General features: G+C 72.8%; 13 protein-coding genes. 2 read left to right on the forward strand and 11 right to left on the reverse strand.

Going from position 1 to position 16,475, the window contains the following annotated elements; all coding sequences use genetic code 11:
* Positions 1-14: 14 nt before the first annotated feature.
* From LV457_RS14720 to lspA, 4 genes are read right to left on the reverse strand one after another with little or no spacing between them, the layout of a single operon-like run.
* Positions 15-647: a hypothetical protein gene (locus LV457_RS14720; protein WP_232171948.1), complete on the reverse strand. Its 633-nt coding sequence runs from the start codon at positions 645-647 to the stop codon at positions 15-17.
* Positions 640-1,602 carry an EamA family transporter RarD gene (rarD, locus tag LV457_RS14725; protein ID WP_232171949.1) on the reverse strand — a complete coding sequence of 321 codons (963 nt, stop codon included), beginning with the start codon at positions 1,600-1,602 and terminating at the stop codon, positions 640-642. Before rarD ends, LV457_RS14720 begins: the two co-directional genes overlap by 8 nt.
* The gene (locus LV457_RS14730; protein ID WP_232171950.1) at positions 1,599-2,525 is read right to left on the reverse strand and encodes an RluA family pseudouridine synthase; all 927 of its coding nucleotides are present in this window, start codon (positions 2,523-2,525) and stop codon (positions 1,599-1,601) included. The genes rarD and LV457_RS14730 overlap by 4 nt, the downstream gene beginning before the upstream one ends.
* Positions 2,522-3,190 (reverse strand): signal peptidase II, encoded by a 669-nt coding sequence (gene lspA / locus LV457_RS14735; RefSeq protein WP_239030838.1) that lies wholly within the window; start codon positions 3,188-3,190, stop codon positions 2,522-2,524. Before lspA ends, LV457_RS14730 begins: the two co-directional genes overlap by 4 nt.
* A gap of 22 nt (positions 3,191-3,212) precedes the next feature.
* Between lspA and LV457_RS14740 the strand changes: the two genes are divergently transcribed.
* Positions 3,213-4,142: an asparaginase gene (locus LV457_RS14740; protein WP_232171952.1), complete on the forward strand. Its 930-nt coding sequence runs from the start codon at positions 3,213-3,215 to the stop codon at positions 4,140-4,142.
* On the opposite strand, the gene LV457_RS14745 is transcribed toward LV457_RS14740, so the two are convergent.
* From LV457_RS14745 to mutA, 6 genes are all read right to left on the reverse strand, one after another.
* Positions 4,107-5,471, reverse strand: coding sequence for a DNA polymerase IV (locus LV457_RS14745; protein WP_374198866.1), 1,365 nt, complete (start codon positions 5,469-5,471; stop codon positions 4,107-4,109). The two genes, LV457_RS14740 and LV457_RS14745, sit on opposite strands and share 36 nt — an antisense overlap.
* 80 nt (positions 5,472-5,551) lie before the next feature.
* The gene (gene ileS / locus LV457_RS14750) at positions 5,552-8,689 is read right to left on the reverse strand and encodes an isoleucine--tRNA ligase (RefSeq protein WP_232171953.1); all 3,138 of its coding nucleotides are present in this window, start codon (positions 8,687-8,689) and stop codon (positions 5,552-5,554) included.
* A 234-nt stretch (positions 8,690-8,923) separates the two neighbouring features.
* The gene (locus LV457_RS14755; RefSeq protein ID WP_232171954.1) at positions 8,924-10,213 is read right to left on the reverse strand and encodes a serine hydrolase domain-containing protein; all 1,290 of its coding nucleotides are present in this window, start codon (positions 10,211-10,213) and stop codon (positions 8,924-8,926) included.
* 30 nt (positions 10,214-10,243) lie between these two features.
* Positions 10,244-11,233 (reverse strand): methylmalonyl Co-A mutase-associated GTPase MeaB, encoded by a 990-nt coding sequence (gene meaB / locus LV457_RS14760; protein ID WP_232171955.1) that lies wholly within the window; start codon positions 11,231-11,233, stop codon positions 10,244-10,246.
* 19 nt (positions 11,234-11,252) lie between these two features.
* Positions 11,253-13,478 (reverse strand): methylmalonyl-CoA mutase, encoded by a 2,226-nt coding sequence (gene scpA, locus LV457_RS14765; protein WP_232171956.1) that lies wholly within the window; start codon positions 13,476-13,478, stop codon positions 11,253-11,255.
* A 2-nt stretch (positions 13,479-13,480) separates the two neighbouring features.
* Positions 13,481-15,322 (reverse strand): methylmalonyl-CoA mutase small subunit, encoded by a 1,842-nt coding sequence (mutA, locus tag LV457_RS14770; protein ID WP_232171957.1) that lies wholly within the window; start codon positions 15,320-15,322, stop codon positions 13,481-13,483.
* Positions 15,323-15,400: 78 nt separating this feature from the next.
* Here mutA and LV457_RS14775 point away from each other — a divergent pair, with 78 nt between their 5' ends.
* Positions 15,401-16,144 carry a TVP38/TMEM64 family protein gene (locus LV457_RS14775; protein WP_232171958.1) on the forward strand — a complete coding sequence of 248 codons (744 nt, stop codon included), beginning with the start codon at positions 15,401-15,403 and terminating at the stop codon, positions 16,142-16,144.
* Here LV457_RS14775 and LV457_RS14780 read toward each other — a convergent pair.
* Complete coding sequence (locus LV457_RS14780) at positions 16,119-16,475, reverse strand: DoxX family protein (protein WP_232171959.1); 357 nt, start codon at positions 16,473-16,475, stop codon at positions 16,119-16,121. The two genes, LV457_RS14775 and LV457_RS14780, sit on opposite strands and share 26 nt — an antisense overlap.

Here is a 16,475-nt window from a genome sequence, read left to right on the forward strand (position 1 = left end):
GACGACGTGTCGCGCTAGGCGGGTTGGCGCAGCATCGCGGCCATCTCGTCGGCCTGCGCGCGGGTGAGGTTGCCGGACAGCTCGATGGCCCGCGACCTGATCGGCTGGGTGATCATCGGCGCCGACACCACGATGGTGTCGCGGACGAACGCCAGCTGGGCGTTGACGTGGGCGCTGCTGTACACCGCGAGCGTGTCGGCCGAGGACTGGTCCATGGTGAGGCGGATCGCGAAGAAGCCGCCGGTGCCGGGCACCACGTCGACCGCGGTCGGCGTGAGCGTGGCGCCCTCCGGGCCGAGCTGGTAGACGCCGGCCTTGACCAGGTCGCACGCGGTCAGCGGCGCGGTGGGGGGCGGTGGCGGCGCCGGCGGCGGGCACGGATGCTGCGGCGTCACCTGCAGCGGCGGCGACAGCACCGGGCGGATCTGCAACGGTTTGATGGGCGGTCCGGCCGGCGTGGTGAGCGTGGGCCGGGCCGACGTCGGCGCCGGGGCGGACGCGGTGTTGCCGCCGAAGAACTGCATGAGCACCGCGCCGACCATCGTCGCGAGCACCCCGAACGCGGCGAGCAGCGCGACGCCGGCGAGCAGCTTGCGCATCCGGTTGCTGCGGCGCTGCCGGCGTTCGGTCACCTCGCGGTCAGCCACCGCCACCGGCTCCTCGACTCGTCGGCGAATCCGGCACGGCATCGGCGGGCCCGTCCGTCGCCGCCGGCGGCGTGACGCCCGCCCGCGCGGACCTGTCGCGCAGGCCGCCGACCGCCAGGACCACCAGCGAGAGCCAGATCAGCGCGAACCCGGCCCAGCGCGCCGGCGGCATCGGCTCGTGCACGACGAACACCCCCCAGGCGAGCTGCAGGCCGGGATTGAGGTAGAAGAGCAGGCCCAGGCTGACCAGCGGCAGCCGTTGCGCCGCTGCCCCGAACAGCAGCAGCGGGATCGCGGTCACCGGCCCGGCGAGCAGGAGCAGCAGCGTGTGGCCGGTCCCCTCGCCGAGGAAGTGCCCGGTGCCGCCGATCTCCAGGGCCACCAGGAAGCCGCCGGCGAACGGCAACGCCAGCAGCGTTTCCACGGCCACGCTGACCCGCGGGTCGGCGTCGACGACCTTCTTCACCACGCCGTAGACGGCGAACGACAGCCCCAGCACGATCGCGATGTACGGCGGCTCGCCGACCTCCGCGGTGAGCAGCACCACCGCGCCGGTCGCCACGCCGAGCGCGCCGAGCTGCCAGCGGCTCACCCGCTCGCGGAAGACCAGTATCCCCAGGACGACGCTGATCAGCGGGTTGATGAAGTACCCGAGGGCGGCGTCGACGACGTGGCCGTGGGTGACCGCGAAGATGTAGGTGCCCCAGTTGATCGAGATCAGCACCGAGGCGGCCGCGAGCTGCCACCAGGTGCGCGCCGTCAGCCGGCGCAGATCGCCCAACCGCCGGGCCGCCGCGAGGACGGCGACGAGGAACACCGCGCTCCACACGATGCGGTGGGCGAGCACCTCCGGCGAGCTCGCCGGCAGCAGCAGCGGGAAGAAACCCGGGCACAGTCCCCACCACACGTAGGCGCCGGTGCCGAACAGCCACCCGGCGCGGTTGTCCGCCGTCATTGCTGACGGCGCAGCACGTCGAGGGCGTGCTGCAGATCCGCCGGGTACGGGCTGGTGACCTCGAACCACCGGCCGTCGGCCGGATGGGCGAAGGCGAGCGCGCGGGCGTGCAGCCACTGGCGCGCCAACCCGAGCCGGGCCGCCAGCGTGGGGTCGGCGCCGTAGGTGAGGTCGCCGCAGCACGGGTGGTGCAGCGCGGCGAAGTGCACCCGGATCTGGTGGGTGCGGCCCGTTTCGAGGTGGACGTCGAGCAGGCTCGCCGCGACGAACGCCTCGATCGTGTCGTAGTGGGTGACGCTGTGGCGGCCGTTCTCGGTGACGGCGAATTTCCACTCGCCGCCGCGGTGCCGGCCGATCGGCGCGTCGATGGTGCCGCTCGACGGATCGGGATGCCCCTGCACCAGGGCGTGGTAGCGCTTCTCGACCGTGCGGGCCTTGAACGCCCGCTTGAGCACCGTGTACGCCCGCTCCGACAGCGCCACGACCATGACGCCGGACGTGCCGACGTCGAGGCGGTGCACGATGCCCTGCCGCTCGTGGATCCCGGACGTGCTGATGCGGTAGCCCGCGGCCGCGAGCCCGCCCAGCACGGTCGGGCCGCGCCAGCCGACCCCGGCGTGCGCCGCGACCCCCGGCGGCTTGTCGACCGCGACGATGTCGTCGTCGGCGTACAGGATCGTCATCCCCGCCACCTCCGCGACGGGGTTCTCGACCGGGGCGGGCGGTTCGGGCAGCCGCACCTCGAGCCAGGCGCCGGCGGTCAGCCGGTCGGACTTGCCGGCCGGCACGCCGTCGAGGTCCACGCCGCCGTCCTCGGCCAGCGCGGCGGCGGCGGTGCGCGACAGGCCGAGCAACCGCGCCAGGCCCGCGTCGACGCGCATGCCGGCCAGGCCCTCGGGAACGGGCATCGACCGCGCGGTCATCGGGTCTCGGGGTGGCCGGCCTCTTCGGCCTCGCCGTCGTCGGCGGCGGGCGCTGACGGCTCCTCGGTGGCCTCGCGGTCGCCGTCCCCGCTCGCGGCGGCGGGGTCCGGCCGGCGGCGCACCGGGCTGTCGAATTCGTATCCGAACAGCGACAGCGCCACCAGCAGCGCCGCACCGCCCACCACCGACGGGTCGGCGACGTTGAACACCGGCCACCAGCCGATCGACAGGAAGTCGACGACGTGGCCGCGCAGCGGTCCGGGCGACCGGAAGAACCGGTCGACGAGGTTGCCGGTCGCGCCGCCCAGGATCATGCCCAGCCCCAGCGCCCACCACGGGTTGACCAGCCGGCGCCCCATCCAGATGATGCCGAGCACCACGCCGGTCGCGACCAGCGTCAGCACCCAGGTGTAGCCGGTAGCCATCGAGAACGCCGCGCCGGAGTTGCGCACCAGCGTCCAGGTGACCGTGTTCCCGATGATCGGCACCGGCTGACCGGGCGTGAGAAGCCGCACCGCAAGCACCTTGGTGACGATGTCGAGGACGAGCACGACGATCGCGACGGTGAGCAGGAGCCGGATCCGGCGCCGGGGCTGCGCCGGGTCGATAGGTTCGTCACTCACCGTGCCCACTATTCCAAATCCACCATCATCGGAGTCGGGCAGCCGGTCACGGCAGGAGTGCGAGATGAGCAGCGACGACAGATCCGGCACCGTGGTGATCACCACCGGCGGAACCATCGCCTCCGCGGCGGACGCGGCGGGCGTGCTGCGGCCGGCGCTTCGGGGCGCGGATCTGCTGCACGGCGGCGGCCGGGTGGTCGACCTGCCGGCGAAGGACAGCTCGCAGCTGACGCCGGCGGACTGGGATGCGATCACCGCGGCGGTGCGGGCGGCGACGGCCGGTGCGACGGGCGTCGTCGTCACCCACGGCACCGACACGCTGGAGGAGACCGCCCTGTGGCTGGAGCTCGCCCATCGCGGCGCCGCGCCCGTGGTGTTGACCGGCGCCTTCCGCAGCGCCGACGCACCTGACGCCGACGGCCCCGCCAACCTGCGCGACGCCCAGCGGGTGGCCGCCGATCCGCGCGCCGCCGGGCTCGGTGTGCTGGTGTGCCTGGGCGGCCGGGTGCTGGCGCCGCTGGGCCTGCACAAGGTCGGCGGCGCCACCGGGTTCGCCGGCGACGACGTCGGCGGCGTCACCGGCGGCCGCTTCGTCCCGACGGCGGGCAAGCGGCGGCCGTCGCTGCCGGTGGCTACGGCCGCGGCGGTGCGGGTGGACACCGTGGTGGTCTATCCGGGCGCCGACGGCACCGGCATCGACGCCTACGTCGCGGCCGGGGCGCGCGGGCTGGTGCTCGAGGCGGTGGGCTCGGGCAACGCCGGCGACGCGGTGATCGCGGCGGTGGCCCGCCACTGCGCGGCCGGGGTCGCGATCGTCGTGTCGACCCGGGTGCCGCAGGCCCGGGTGGCGCCGGCCTACGGCCCGGGCCGGGCGCTGGTGGACGCCGGCGCCGTCGTCGCGGCGCGGCTGCGGCCACCGCAGGCCCGGGTGCTGCTGATGGCGGCGCTGAGCGCGGGGTCAGCCGTCGACGACGTCTTCGACCGCTGGGGCTGACGCGTCGAGCGCGGCCACGTATTCCGGCCAGTCCAGCGAGTCGACGGGGTTGGCGCGCGTCACCTGCGGGTCGTCGATCGCGAACGTCCGCGCCGGGCCGGGACCGCTGCTGCGCGTCTCGAACCGCACGGTCATGACGCCGTGACCGGCGCCCTGGATCCAGCCGTGCCCGAAGTCCGGGTGGCGGACGTCGTCGCCGAGCCGCCAGGCCGGCGGCGTCTCGGCCTGCTCGCTGACCGTCGGCGGCAGCGCCGCGGCGGACACCTCGGCGACTGTGTCGAGGTCGGCGAACAGCGGTTCCTGCAGCACCTCGGTCAGCCCGGAGAAGCCGACGCCGACCAGCCGGATCGGCCCGATCTCCAGCGGGTCGAGCAGCAGCCGGTGCGCCGCCGCCAGCAGCGTCGGCCCGTCGAGGGTGGCGTAGGGCAGCGTCGTCGAGCGGGTCAGGATGCTCATGTCGGCTTTGCGCAGCTTCACGGTGACCGTCCGGGCGCCGCGGCCGTCGCGCTGCAGCCGCCGGTGCGCGTGCTCGCCGATCGGCACCACCGCGTCCTGCAGCTGGCGCAGCGTCGTCAGGTCCGCGGCGAAGGTCGATTCGGCGCTGATCTGTTTGGCCTCCGCGCGTTCGGCCACCGGCCGGTCGTCGATGCCGCGCGCGAGCCGGTGCAGCGCCGTGCCCACCGCGGCGCCCAGCACGTCGGTGGCCTCGGCCTCGGTGAGCGCCGCCAGCCCGCCGATGGTCGTCACCCCGATGCGGTGCAGTTTCTCCTCGGCGACCGGCCCGATGCCCCACAGCCGGCGCACCGGCAGGCCGGCCAACAGCGCGCGTTCCTCGTCGCGCCGGATCACCCGCAGCCCGTCCGGTTTCGCCAGCCCGGACGCGATCTTGGCCAGCTGTTTGCCCGAACCGGCACCCACCGAGGTGACCAGCCCGGTCTGCGCCAGCACGTCGGCCCGCAACCGCTCACAGAACGCCTCGACCTGCGCGGGCGTGGCGCCGGCGAGCTCGGCGGGCTCGGCGAACGCCTCGTCGAACGACAGCGTCTCCAGCACCGGCACCCTCGCGCGGACGGTCTCGAACACCCGCCGGCTGGCGACGCCGTAGACGACGCCGCGCGGCGGCAGCACCACCGCCGCGTTGCCGACCAGCCGGCGGGCCTGGTGCATCGGCATCGCCGACCGCGCCCCGTAGACCCGCGCCTGGTAGCTGGCGCCCGCGACCACCCCGCGCCCGCCGGTGCCGCCCACCAGCACCGGGCGGCCCCGCAGCGTCGGCCGGGTGAGCTGCTCGACCGACGCGAAGAACGCGTCCATGTCGAAGTGCAGCACCCAGCGGTCCACGGTTGTCGATGCTAGGGCCGCCGGCGTGGCGGCCGGCCGGGCCGCGCGGGTGGCCGCCCGGCGCTGACTCAGGCCTTGGCGAGCGAAACGCGCACGCCGTCGCCGATCTCCGCACCGTCGGCGACGTCGGCGAAGTCGAACGCCACCGCCAGGATCTCACCGGCGATCAGGTCGCGGTGCCGCCGCGCCCACTCCGCGCGCTCGGCGGGCACCGCGATCCTGACGCGGATGCGGTCGGAGACGTCCAGGCCGCTGGACTTGCGCAGGTCCTGCAGCTCACGGATGCGGTCCTTCGCCCAGCCCTCCGCCTCCAGCTCCTCGGTGACCGCGCCGTCGAGCACCACCAGCCCGGCGCCGTCGGGCAGGGCCGCCGTCCACTCCGGGTCCGCCGCAACGAGTTTCGACGTGTACTCCCCGGGCTGCAGCGTGGCCGGGCCGGCGGTCAGCGTGCCGTCGGGGTTGACGACGCCCTCCCCCGCCTTGACCGCCTTGATGGCCGCCTGCACGTCGCGGCCCAGCCGCGGGCCGGCGACCCGGGCGTTGACGGCGAGCTCGAAGCGGCCGTAGCGGTCGATGTCGTCGGTCAACTCGACGGCCTTGACGTTGAGCTCGTCGGCGATCAGGTCCGCGAACGGCGCCAGCCGCTGCGAATCCGCCACGGCCACCGTCAATTTCGGCAGCGGCAGCCGCACCCGCAGCTTCTTGGCCTTGCGCAGCGACGACCCGGTCGAGCACACCTCCCGGACCTGGTCCATCGCCGCCACCAGCGCTGCTTCCCGCGGCAGCTCACCGGCTTCCGGCCAGTCGGTCAGGTGCACCGATCGGCCGTCGGTGACGCCCCGCCAGATCACCTCACTGATCAGCGGCAGCAGCGGCGCGGCCAGCCGGGTGGTGATCTCCAGCACGGTGTGCAGGGTGTCGATCGCGTCGCGGTCCTCGGTCCAGAACCGCGAACGCGACCGTCGCACATACCAATTCGTGAGCGCATCGGTGAAGTGGCGCAGCTGTTCGCAGGCGCCGGAGATGTCGCACCCGTCCAGCGACGCGGTCAGCTCGTCGCGCAGCACCGCGAGCTTGGCCAGCACGTAGCGGTCGAGCACGTGCGGGGAGTCGGTCCGCCAGGTGCCCTTCTGCGGCGCGTAGAGCGCCAAGAAGGAGTAGGTGTTCCACAGCGGCAGCAGCACCTGCCGCACGCCGTCGCGGATGCCCTGCTCGGTGACCACCAGGTTGCCGCCGCGCAAGATCGGCGAGGCCATGAGGAACCACCGCATCGCGTCGGAGCCGTCGCGGTCGAACACCTCCGAGACGTCGGGGTAGTTGCGCAGCGACTTGCTCATCTTGGCGCCGTCGCTGCCCAGCACGATCCCGTGCGCCACACAGGTCTTGAACGCCGGCCGGTCGAACAGCGCCGTCGACAACACGTGCAGCGTGTAGAACCAGCCGCGGGTCTGCCCGATGTATTCGACGATGAAGTCGCCCGGGAAGTGCGGCTCGGGTTCTCCCGCCGCCCCACCCGCGAACCACTCGGAATTCTCGAACGGGTAGTGCACCTGCCCGTAGGGCATCGAGCCGGAGTCGAACCACACGTCGAAGATGTCGGGGATGCGCCGCATCGTCGACCTGCCGGTCGGGTCGTCGGGGTTCGGCCGGGTCAGCTGGTCGATGAACGGCCGGTGCAGGTTGTCCGGCCGCACCCCGAAATCGCGTTCCAGCTCGTCGAGGCTGCCGTAGACGTCGATCCGCGGATACGCCGGGTCATCGGACTTCCACACCGGGATCGGGGTGCCCCAGTAGCGGTTCCGGGAGATCGACCAGTCGCGGGCGTTCTCCAGCCAGCGACCGAACTGGCCGTCGCGGACGTGCTCGGGATACCAGGTGATCTGCCGGTTGAGTTCGACCATCCGGTCCTTGAACGCCGTCACCTCGACGAACCACGACGACACCGCCCGGTAGATCAGCGGGTTGCGGCAGCGCCAGCAGTGCGGATAGGAGTGGTCGTAGGTCTCGTGCCGGAGCAGCACGGCGCCGCCGGCGGCCGCGGATCCCGTGCCGTTCTTCAGGTCCCGGATGATGTTCGGGTTGGCGTCGAACACGTGCTGGCCCTGGTAATCGGGGACGGTGGCGTCGAAGCGGCCCTTGGAGTCGACCGGGGTGACCGGCACGATGCCGACGGTGTCGGTGGTCGCTTTGTCGTCCTCGCCGTAGGCCGGGGCCATGTGCACGATGCCGGTGCCGTCGTCGGTGGTGACGAAGTCCGCGCGCAGCACTTGAAAAGCGTTGTGGCTTTTCGTGAAATACGGGAACGGCGGCCGGTATCGCAGGCCCAGCAGGTCCGCGCCGGCATAGCTGCCGAGGATCTCCGGCTCGTCGCCGAGCTCGCGGGCATAGGCCGCCACCCGGTCCCGCGCCAGCAGGTAGCGCCGGCCGTCGGAGCCGGCGACCAGGACGTAGGTCACCTCCGGGTTGACCGCGACGGCCTGGTTGGACGGCAGCGTCCACGGCGTGGTGGTCCAGATGAGCAGGTGCGCGCCGGCCAGTTCCCCGGGCGTGGTGACGGCGAAGCCCACGGTCACCGCCGGGTCCTGACGCTGCTGGTAGACGTCGTCGTCCATGCGCAGCTCGTGGTTGGACAGCGGCGTCTCGTCGCGCCAGCAGTAGGGCAGCACGCGGTAGCCCTCGTAGGTCAGGCCCTTGTCCCACAGCTCTTTGAACGCCCAGATCACCGATTCCATGAACGACAGGTCGAGCGTCTTGTAGTCGTTGTCGAAGTCCACCCAGCGGGCCTGGCGGGTGACGTAGGCCCGCCACTCGTCGGTGTAGCGCAGCACCGACGCCCGGCAGGCCTCGTTGAACTCGGCGATGCCCATCGCGTCGATCTGCGACTTGTCGGTGATGCCGAGTTGGCGTTCGGCTTCCAGTTCGGCGGGCAGGCCGTGGGTGTCCCAGCCGAACCGGCGCTCCACCCGGTAGCCGCGCATCGTCCGGTACCGCGGCACGATGTCCTTGACGTAGCCGGTGAGCAGGTGCCCGTAGTGCGGCAGGCCGTTGGCGAACGGCGGACCGTCGTAGAACACGTACTCCGGCGCGCCGTCGCGCCGGGCGATCGAGGCGCGGAAGGTGTCGTCGGCGGCCCAGGAGTCGAGCACCTCGAGTTCCAGCTCCGGGAAGTTCGGCGCGCCGCTGGACGGCTTCGGGTAGGCGGTCAACGTGGGTCTCCTGTGCCGGCAACGTCAGGCACGGGGACGACGACGCGCCGGTGCGCGAGCGCCGCGGTACCACCCCGCTTGCCACCGAGGTGGCCGCTCGAATGCAGGCTGTGACGGGCCCGCCCGTTCGGTTCTACTGAGCTGCTCGGCAGCTGTTCTTCCGAAGGCTCCCCGGTGATGGCCGGATCGGTGCCGTTGCGGCCATCGTAACCGGGGGACGCGCGCCGGGCGCCGCTAGGCGGACGAGGACTGACCGGGGACGGCCTGCGGCGAGGTCGGCGTGTAGGGCGACCCGAAGCGCGGCACGGGGCGATAGCCGTTGTCGCGGGCCAGCCGAACCCCGCGCCGGATCAGCGCCGCGATGGCCGGGAAGCCGGCCTGGTCGCTCACGACGAACGGCGTGAGCAGCCGGTTGTGCACGAACGAGAACGCCAGCCCGCTGGCCGGATCCGCCCAGCCCAGCGATCCGCCGAGCCCGACGTGCCCGAAGCCCGGCAGCACGCCGGGGATCGGCAGCGCGTGATACCCCAGGTGAAACGACAGCGGCATGCCGACGGAGCGGTCCGGTCGTAGGCTGGGCCGGCCCGTCAGCTGACGCACGATCTCACGGGACAGGTAGCGGCGGCCGTCGAGCTCCCCGCCGTTGGCGATCGCGCCGTACATGCGGGCCAGCGCCCGGGCCGTCGCCACCGCGTTGGCGGCCGGTATTTCGGCGTCGAGCATCGGGATGTCGCCCTGCACCACGGCTTTGACGCCGGGGAAGTAGATGGCGCCGAAGATCGCCGACAGGCTCAGCGCCGCGACCCGCGGGGCGATCGCGTTGAAGATCGGGTTCTGCATTGTGGTCTGCGGGCCGATGATCTGCGCCGGATAGGTGGGCGCGTCGGCGGGCGGGCGGCCCAGGTGGATGCCGTCGTCGTCGAGCGGCTCGGCCACCTCGGTGCGGAACAGCTCCTTCATGCCCTTGCCGGTGACGGCCCGGGCGAGCCCCGACACCAACCAGCCGTAGGTCATCGCGTGGTAGGCCGGCTTGCCGCGCAGCGCGCTCGCGGGCGCGGCGGCCATCCGCTCCTCCATCTTCAGGTGGTCCCACAGGTCGGCCTTGGTGACGCCGCCCAGATGGGAGAGCCCGGCACGGTGACGCATCAGGTCCCGCACGGTGATGTCGGCTTTGCCGTTGGCGCCGAAGGCGCGCCAGTACTCCGCGACGGGCGCGTCGTAGTCGATGAGCCCGCGGTCGGCGAGGCGGTGGATGACCGTCGACGCGACGCCCTTGGTCGCCGAGAACACCATGGCGCCGGTGTCGGGGCTCCACGGCGTGTACCCGCGGCGATCCGAGTAGCCGGTCCAGACGTCGACCACCGGCTGACCGTCCAGATAGACCGCCAGGGCACCGCCGCCGAAGCGGCGGGCGGGGAACTGCGCGGCGAAAGCGCGCACGGCGCAGGAGAAGTTGGGATCGGCCGCGCCGTGCACACCCTGCGGCAGTCGCCGGGAGCGCTCACGCGTCGTTGCTGTGGTCACAGTCACAAATTTACCCCGGAGCAGATCTAACTATCCGCTCAGGGCGGCCGCGTCGATGATCCGTTGCGCGGCGAGCGCCGGTGTGAGCTCGCCGTCGCGGACCTGCCGCTCCACATCCGCGCGGATCCGCTTGACCTCCGGATGCGTCAGCACCCGGTCGAGCACGCTGTCGCGGACCATCGTCCAGGTCCAGTCGACCTGCTGCGCCCGCCGCCTCGCGTCGAACTCCCCGGCGTCGGTGAGCACTTGGCGGTGGCGGCAGACGGTGTCCCACAGCTCGCCGAGCCCGGCGCCGGTCAGTGCGCTCATGGTGAGAACCGGTGGCCGCCACAGCGTTTCGGTCGGGTAGATCAGCCGCAGCGCCGCGGTGAGTTCGCGCGCGGCCTTCTTCGCCTCCAGCGCGTGCTCACCGTCGGCCTTGTTCACCACCACGATGTCGGCGAGCTCCAGCACGCCTTTCTTGATGCCCTGCAGTTGGTCGCCGGTGCGGGCGAGGGTCAGGAACACGAAGGTGTCCACCATGTTGGCGACGGCCACCTCGGACTGCCCGACGCCGACCGTCTCGACCAGGATCACGTCGTAGCCGGCCGCTTCGAGCAGCACGATGGTCTCGCGGGTGGCCTTGGCGACGCCGCCCAGGGTGCCCGCGGTGGGCGACGGCCGGATGTAGGCGTCGGGGTGCACGGCGAGCCGGGCCATCCGCGTCTTGTCCCCCAGGATCGAGCCGCCCGTCCGGGTCGACGACGGGTCGACCGCCAACACGGCGACGCGGTGGCCGCGCTGGATGAGCAGCATGCCCAGCGCCTCGATGCTGGTCGACTTCCCCACCCCGGGTACGCCGGTGATGCCGACGTGCATGGCGCGGCCGGCCTCGCTCGTCAGCTCCAGCAGCAGCTCTTGCGCCCGGTCCCGGTGGTCGGGCCGCCGGGACTCCACCAGGGTGATCGCCCGCGCCAGCGCGGTCCGGTCGCCGGCCCGGATGGCACGGGCCAGCTCACCGGGCTCGATGCGGGGCGGCATGTCGGAGATGGCCGGCGCTTCAGAGGTCGTAGCCCAGCCGTTCGGCCAGCTGGCGCAGCAGTCCGATGGCCGCGTCGGCGATCACCGTGCCCGGCGGGAAGATGGCCGCCGCACCGGCGGCGTACAGCTCGTCGAAGTCGCCGGGCGGGATGACGCCGCCGACGACGATCATGATGTCGGGGCGGCCCACCTCGGCGAGCGCGTCGCGCAGCGCGGGCACCAGGGTCAGGTGCCCGGCGGCCAGCGACGACACCCCCACGACGTGGACGTCGTTGTCGGCGGCCTGGCGGGCCACCTCGTCGGGCGTCGAGAACAGCGAGCCGACGTCGACGTCGAAGCCGATGTCGGCGAACGCCGTCGCGATGACCTTCTGGCCGCGGTCGTGCCCGTCCTGGCCCATCTTGGCGACCAGGATGCGGGGGCGGCGGCCGTCGGCGTCGGCGAACCGCTCGATGAGTTGGGTGGCCGTCTCGATCTGGGTGATGTTCCCGCTCCCCCCCACCTCGTCCCGGTACACGCCGGCGATGGTGCGGATCTCGGCGACGTGCCGGCCGTAGACCCGCTCCAGCGCGTCCGAGATCTCCCCGACCGTGGCGTTGGCGCGCGCCGCGTCGATCGCCAGCGCCAAGAGGTTGTTGCCGAGCCCGTCGTGCCCTGCCCGGCCCGTCGCCGCGGCGGCGCGGGTCAGCTCCGCCAGCGCGGCCTGCGTCGCTCGTTCGTCGCGGCTGGACCGCAGCTGCTGCAGCTTAGCGAGCTGCTCGGCGCGCACCCGGCTGTTCTCGACCTTCAGGACCTCGATCTCCTGGTCCTCGCTGACCTGGTACTTGTTCACGCCGATCACCGGCTGCTGCCCGGAGTCGATGCGGGCCTGCGTGCGCGCCGCCGCCTCCTCGATGCGCAGCTTCGGGATGCCGTCGTCGATGGCCTGCGCCATGCCGCCGTGCTCGCTGACCTCGCGGAGGTGGGCGCGGGCCTGCTCGGCGAGCTGGTGGGTGAGCCACTCGACGTAGTACGAGCCGCCCCACGGGTCGATCGGCCGCGTGGTGCCCGACTCCTGCGCCAGCAGCAGCTGGGTGTTGCGCGCGATGCGCGCCGAGAAGTCGGTGGGCAGCGCCAGCGCCTCGTCGAGGGCGTTGGTGTGCAGCGACTGCGTGTGCCCCTGGGTGGCGGCCATCGCCTCGATGCACGTGCGGGCGACGTTGTTGAACGCGTCCTGCGCCGTCAGCGACCAGCCGGATGTCTGCGAGTGGGTGCGCAGCGACCGCGACTTCGGGTTCTTCGCGCCGAACTGTGCCACCAGCTCGCTCCACAGCAGCCGGCCCGCGCGCAGTTTCGCGACTTCCATGAAGAAGTTCATCCCGATGCCCCAGAAGAAGCTGAGCCGCGGCGCGAACGAGTCGATGTCGAGCCCGGCGTCGAGCCCGGCCTTGATGTACTCGACGCCGTCGGCGAGCGTGTAGGCGAGCTCCAGATCGGCGGAGGCCCCCGCCTCCTGGATGTGGTAGCCGGAGATCGAGATCGAGTTGAACCGGGGCATCTTCGCGCTGGTGTAGCCGAAGATGTCGGAGATGATCCGCATCGACGGCTTCGGCGGATAGATGTAGGTGTTGCGGACCATGAACTCTTTGAGGATGTCGTTCTGGATGGTCCCCGCGAGCTTCTCCGGTGGCACGCCCTGTTCTTCGGCGGCCACCACGTACAGCGCCAGGATCGGCAGCACCGCGCCGTTCATCGTCATCGACACGCTCACCGCACCGAGGTCGATGCCGTCGAAGAGCTGGCGCATGTCGAGGATGGAATCGATGGCGACGCCGGCCATCCCGACGTCGCCCGCCACCCGCGGATGGTCGGAGTCGTAGCCGCGGTGGGTGGCCAGGTCGAACGCCACCGACAGCCCCTTCTGCCCGGCGGCGAGGTTGCGTCGGTAGAACGCGTTGGATTCGGCCGCGGTGGAGAAGCCGGCGTACTGGCGGATGGTCCACGGCTGGTTGACGTACATCGTCGGATAGGGCCCGCGGATGAACGGCGGCTCCCCCGGGAAGCTGTGCAGCGGATAGCCTTGCGCCGCAGCGCTGTCGCGGTCCGCCGCGGTGAACACCGGTTTGACCCCGATGCCCTCCGGGGTCTGCCACGGAACCTGCCCGGCGACAGTCGATCCGGTTGCCGGCCCGGGCGCCTGCCCGGTGTCGAACGGCACGTCGGCGAAGCTGCCGAGGGTGGCGGTGCGGTCCTCGGTGGCGGTCATGGTCAGGCTCCCAATCGCGTCAGCAGCGCCGACAGGGTCGCCGGTGCATCGATTCTGGCGGTGAGATAGTCGTCCGGCCGGTGCACCGCCTCACCGACGGCCCGCTCCGGCCCGGCCAGCAGCACCTGCTCGACGAGCGCCGCGCGGGCCGCCTCGACGACGGCCGCGGCCTCGACGGCGTACCGGGCGTCGGTGCCGCAGATCACCGCCACGGTGGGGGAACCCGCGTCGCGCACCGCGGCCGCCACGCCGGCGGCGTCCACCGGCCCGGGGTTGACGGCGACGATGCCGCCCGATGCCAGCAGGTTCGCCGCGAACGTGGTGCGGATGTTGTGCTCGGCCAGCGGGCCGAGCGGCAGGAGCAGCACGGTCGGCCGGCCGCCGGTGCGCTCGAAGAAGGCGTCGGAGCGGGCGCGCAACGCCTCGAACTCCGCGGCGTAGCGGTAGCCGGCCAGCTCCGCCGCGGTGGCGGCCAGCGGCGGCTCGTCGATGTTCGGGAATTCGTTGACGCCGGTCACCGCGGTGCGCCGGTGCCGGATGTCGTCGCTGCGCTTGTCGCGGACGGCTGCCGCCTGATCGGCGATGCTGTCGAGCGCCGAACCGGAGCCGGCTCGTTCGGTCTCCTGGAACACCGCCCACGCCTGCCGCGCCAGCTGGTCGGTCAGGTCCTCGACGAACCACGAGCCGCCGGCGGGGTCCAGCACGCGGCCGATGTTCGACTCCTCCAGCAGCAGCAGCTGGGTGTTGCGGGCGATCCGCCGGGAGAAACCGGGTCCGATGCCGGGGAAGCCACCCGGGATCGCGGCGTCGAAGGGGCGCACGGTGACGGTGTCGGCGCCGCCCACCCCGGCCGCGAACGCGGCGACGGTGGTGCGCAGCATGTTCACCCACGGGTCGCGCTGCGTCATCATCGGCCACGAGGTGACCGCGTGGATCACCGCGCCGCCGGCGTCGGGAGCGCCGGCCACCTCGGCGACGCGGGCCCAGAGCCGGCGGGCGGCGCGCAGCTTGGCGATGGTGAGGAACTGGTCGTCGTCGGCGGCGAACCGGAAGCTCAGTTGGCGCAGCGCGGCGGCGGCGGGTAACCCGGCCGCGGTGAAGGAGCGCAGGTAGCCGACGCCGGCGGCCAGGCCCGCCGCCAGCTCGAGCGTGGCGTTGCCGCCGAGGTCGTGGATCGCCGCGGCGTCGACGGTCACGGTGCGCACGCCGGGGCGGCCGGCCACGGCCACCGCGCGGGCCGTCACCTCCTCCGGTGACGGCGCGCCACGCCCGCTGACGGCGGCGGTCAGCGGGTCGGCGCCCAGGTCGAGTGACACTCGTTGCCGCGCCTCCTCGGCCAGCCCGTCGACCAGGCGCAGCATCGCATCGGCGGCCGCGCCGAACTGTGCGTCCGCGCGCACGACGACCGGCACCAGGTCCAGGTAGACGCCGTCGAACAGCACGGGCAGCGCGTCGGGTGCGACGCCGTCGGCACCCGCCTCGACGATCAGCGCGCTCACGCCGTTGGTCAGCGCGGCGAGCAGGGTCTGGTTCGCGTCCGCGGCCGACTGGCCGGGCAGCGGGAACGTCTCGGCGACCTTCCAGCCCACGGCCGGGTCGCGGTGGGGATCACCGCCGCGGACGTAGGGGAAGTGACCCGGCAGCGCCGGTTCGGGCAGCGCGTCGGCGGCGGTGTACAGCGGGCGGATCGGAAAGCCCTCGTAGGTGGGCGAGTCGAGCAGGCGTTCGGGTTCGTCCGGGAGCTCGACCGCTCCCCTGCCCTTGCTCAGGACACCGGCCACGGCCGAGCGCCACCGCGCGCGACCTTCCTCCACCTCGGCGGAAACCTCCACGGTCACGCCCATCAGGCTAGATGACCGGCGTCACAGTGCGATGTGTCGGGTGGGGTCCCGACGGTCGGGCGCGCCGTAGGCTTGGCAGACGTGAAGCGCAGTGTCAGCTCCGCGGTGCGGGCCGTCAGTTCTGGCCTGCGCACGGTGGCGCGCGGGACACCGCCGCGACGGCTCGCGGCGATCGCCCTCGCGGTGGTGGCCGTCGTCGCGGTCGCCGTCGTCGTACCGCTGCCCACCGCGCTGCAGCTGCGGGACTGGGCGACCTCGGTGGGGCCGTGGTTCCCCGTCGCCTTTTTCCTGGTGCACGTGGCCGTGACCGTCTTCCCGGTGCCGCGCACCGCCTTCACCCTGGCGGGCGGGCTGTTGTTCGGCCCGCTGCTCGGCGTGACGATCGCCGTGGCGGCCAGCACGGTCAGCGCGGTCATTGCGCTGCTGGCGATCCGGTTCGCCGGCTGGCAGTTCTCCCGCGTCGCGAACCATCCGTCGCTCGGTTCGCTCGACCGTTGGATGAGCCGCCGGGGCTGGTCGGCGGTGCTGTCGCTGCGGCTGATCGCCCCGGTGCCGTTCGCCGTCATCAACTACGCGGCCGCCGCGTCGTCGGTGCGCCTGCTGCCCTACGTGCTGGCCACCGTGGCGGGGCTGATCCCCGGAACGGCGGCGTTCGTCCTGCTCGGCGACGCCGTCACCGGGCATGTGGACCCGCTGCTGGTCGCGGTCTCGATCGCGATCGGCAGCGTCGGGGTCGCGATCCTTGCCCACGAGGTGCGGGCGCAGCGGCGGCGCCGCGCGCAGACCGGAGCTCCGGCGGTCACCGGGGCGCGGCCGGCCCCCTGACCGTGAGCGCGCCGTAGAGCGCCAGGAACGACGACGCGGCGGCCAGCCCGGGACTGATGTCGCGGGCGCGCAGGTGGAAGCCGACCGCGAGCGTGAAGTAGAGCGCGAGCATCGCGGTGGTGAGCCGGCCGAGCGCCGGGTATCGGGGCGCCGCCAGCAATCCCACCGCCGACGCCGCCTTGGCCGCCACCAGGATCCACCGGTACCGCAGCGGGAAACCGACGGCGCGCAGCGCCGCGGCGATCGGCGCGATCGGGCGCACACAGATCGCCGCATCGACCGCCTGGAAGACGGCCAATCCGACGTACACCCGCGGTGGGACCGCTGCCAT

This window comes from Mycobacterium sp. MYCO198283, from assembly GCF_021213805.1.
GTDB lineage: Bacteria > Actinomycetota > Actinomycetes > Mycobacteriales > Mycobacteriaceae > Mycobacterium.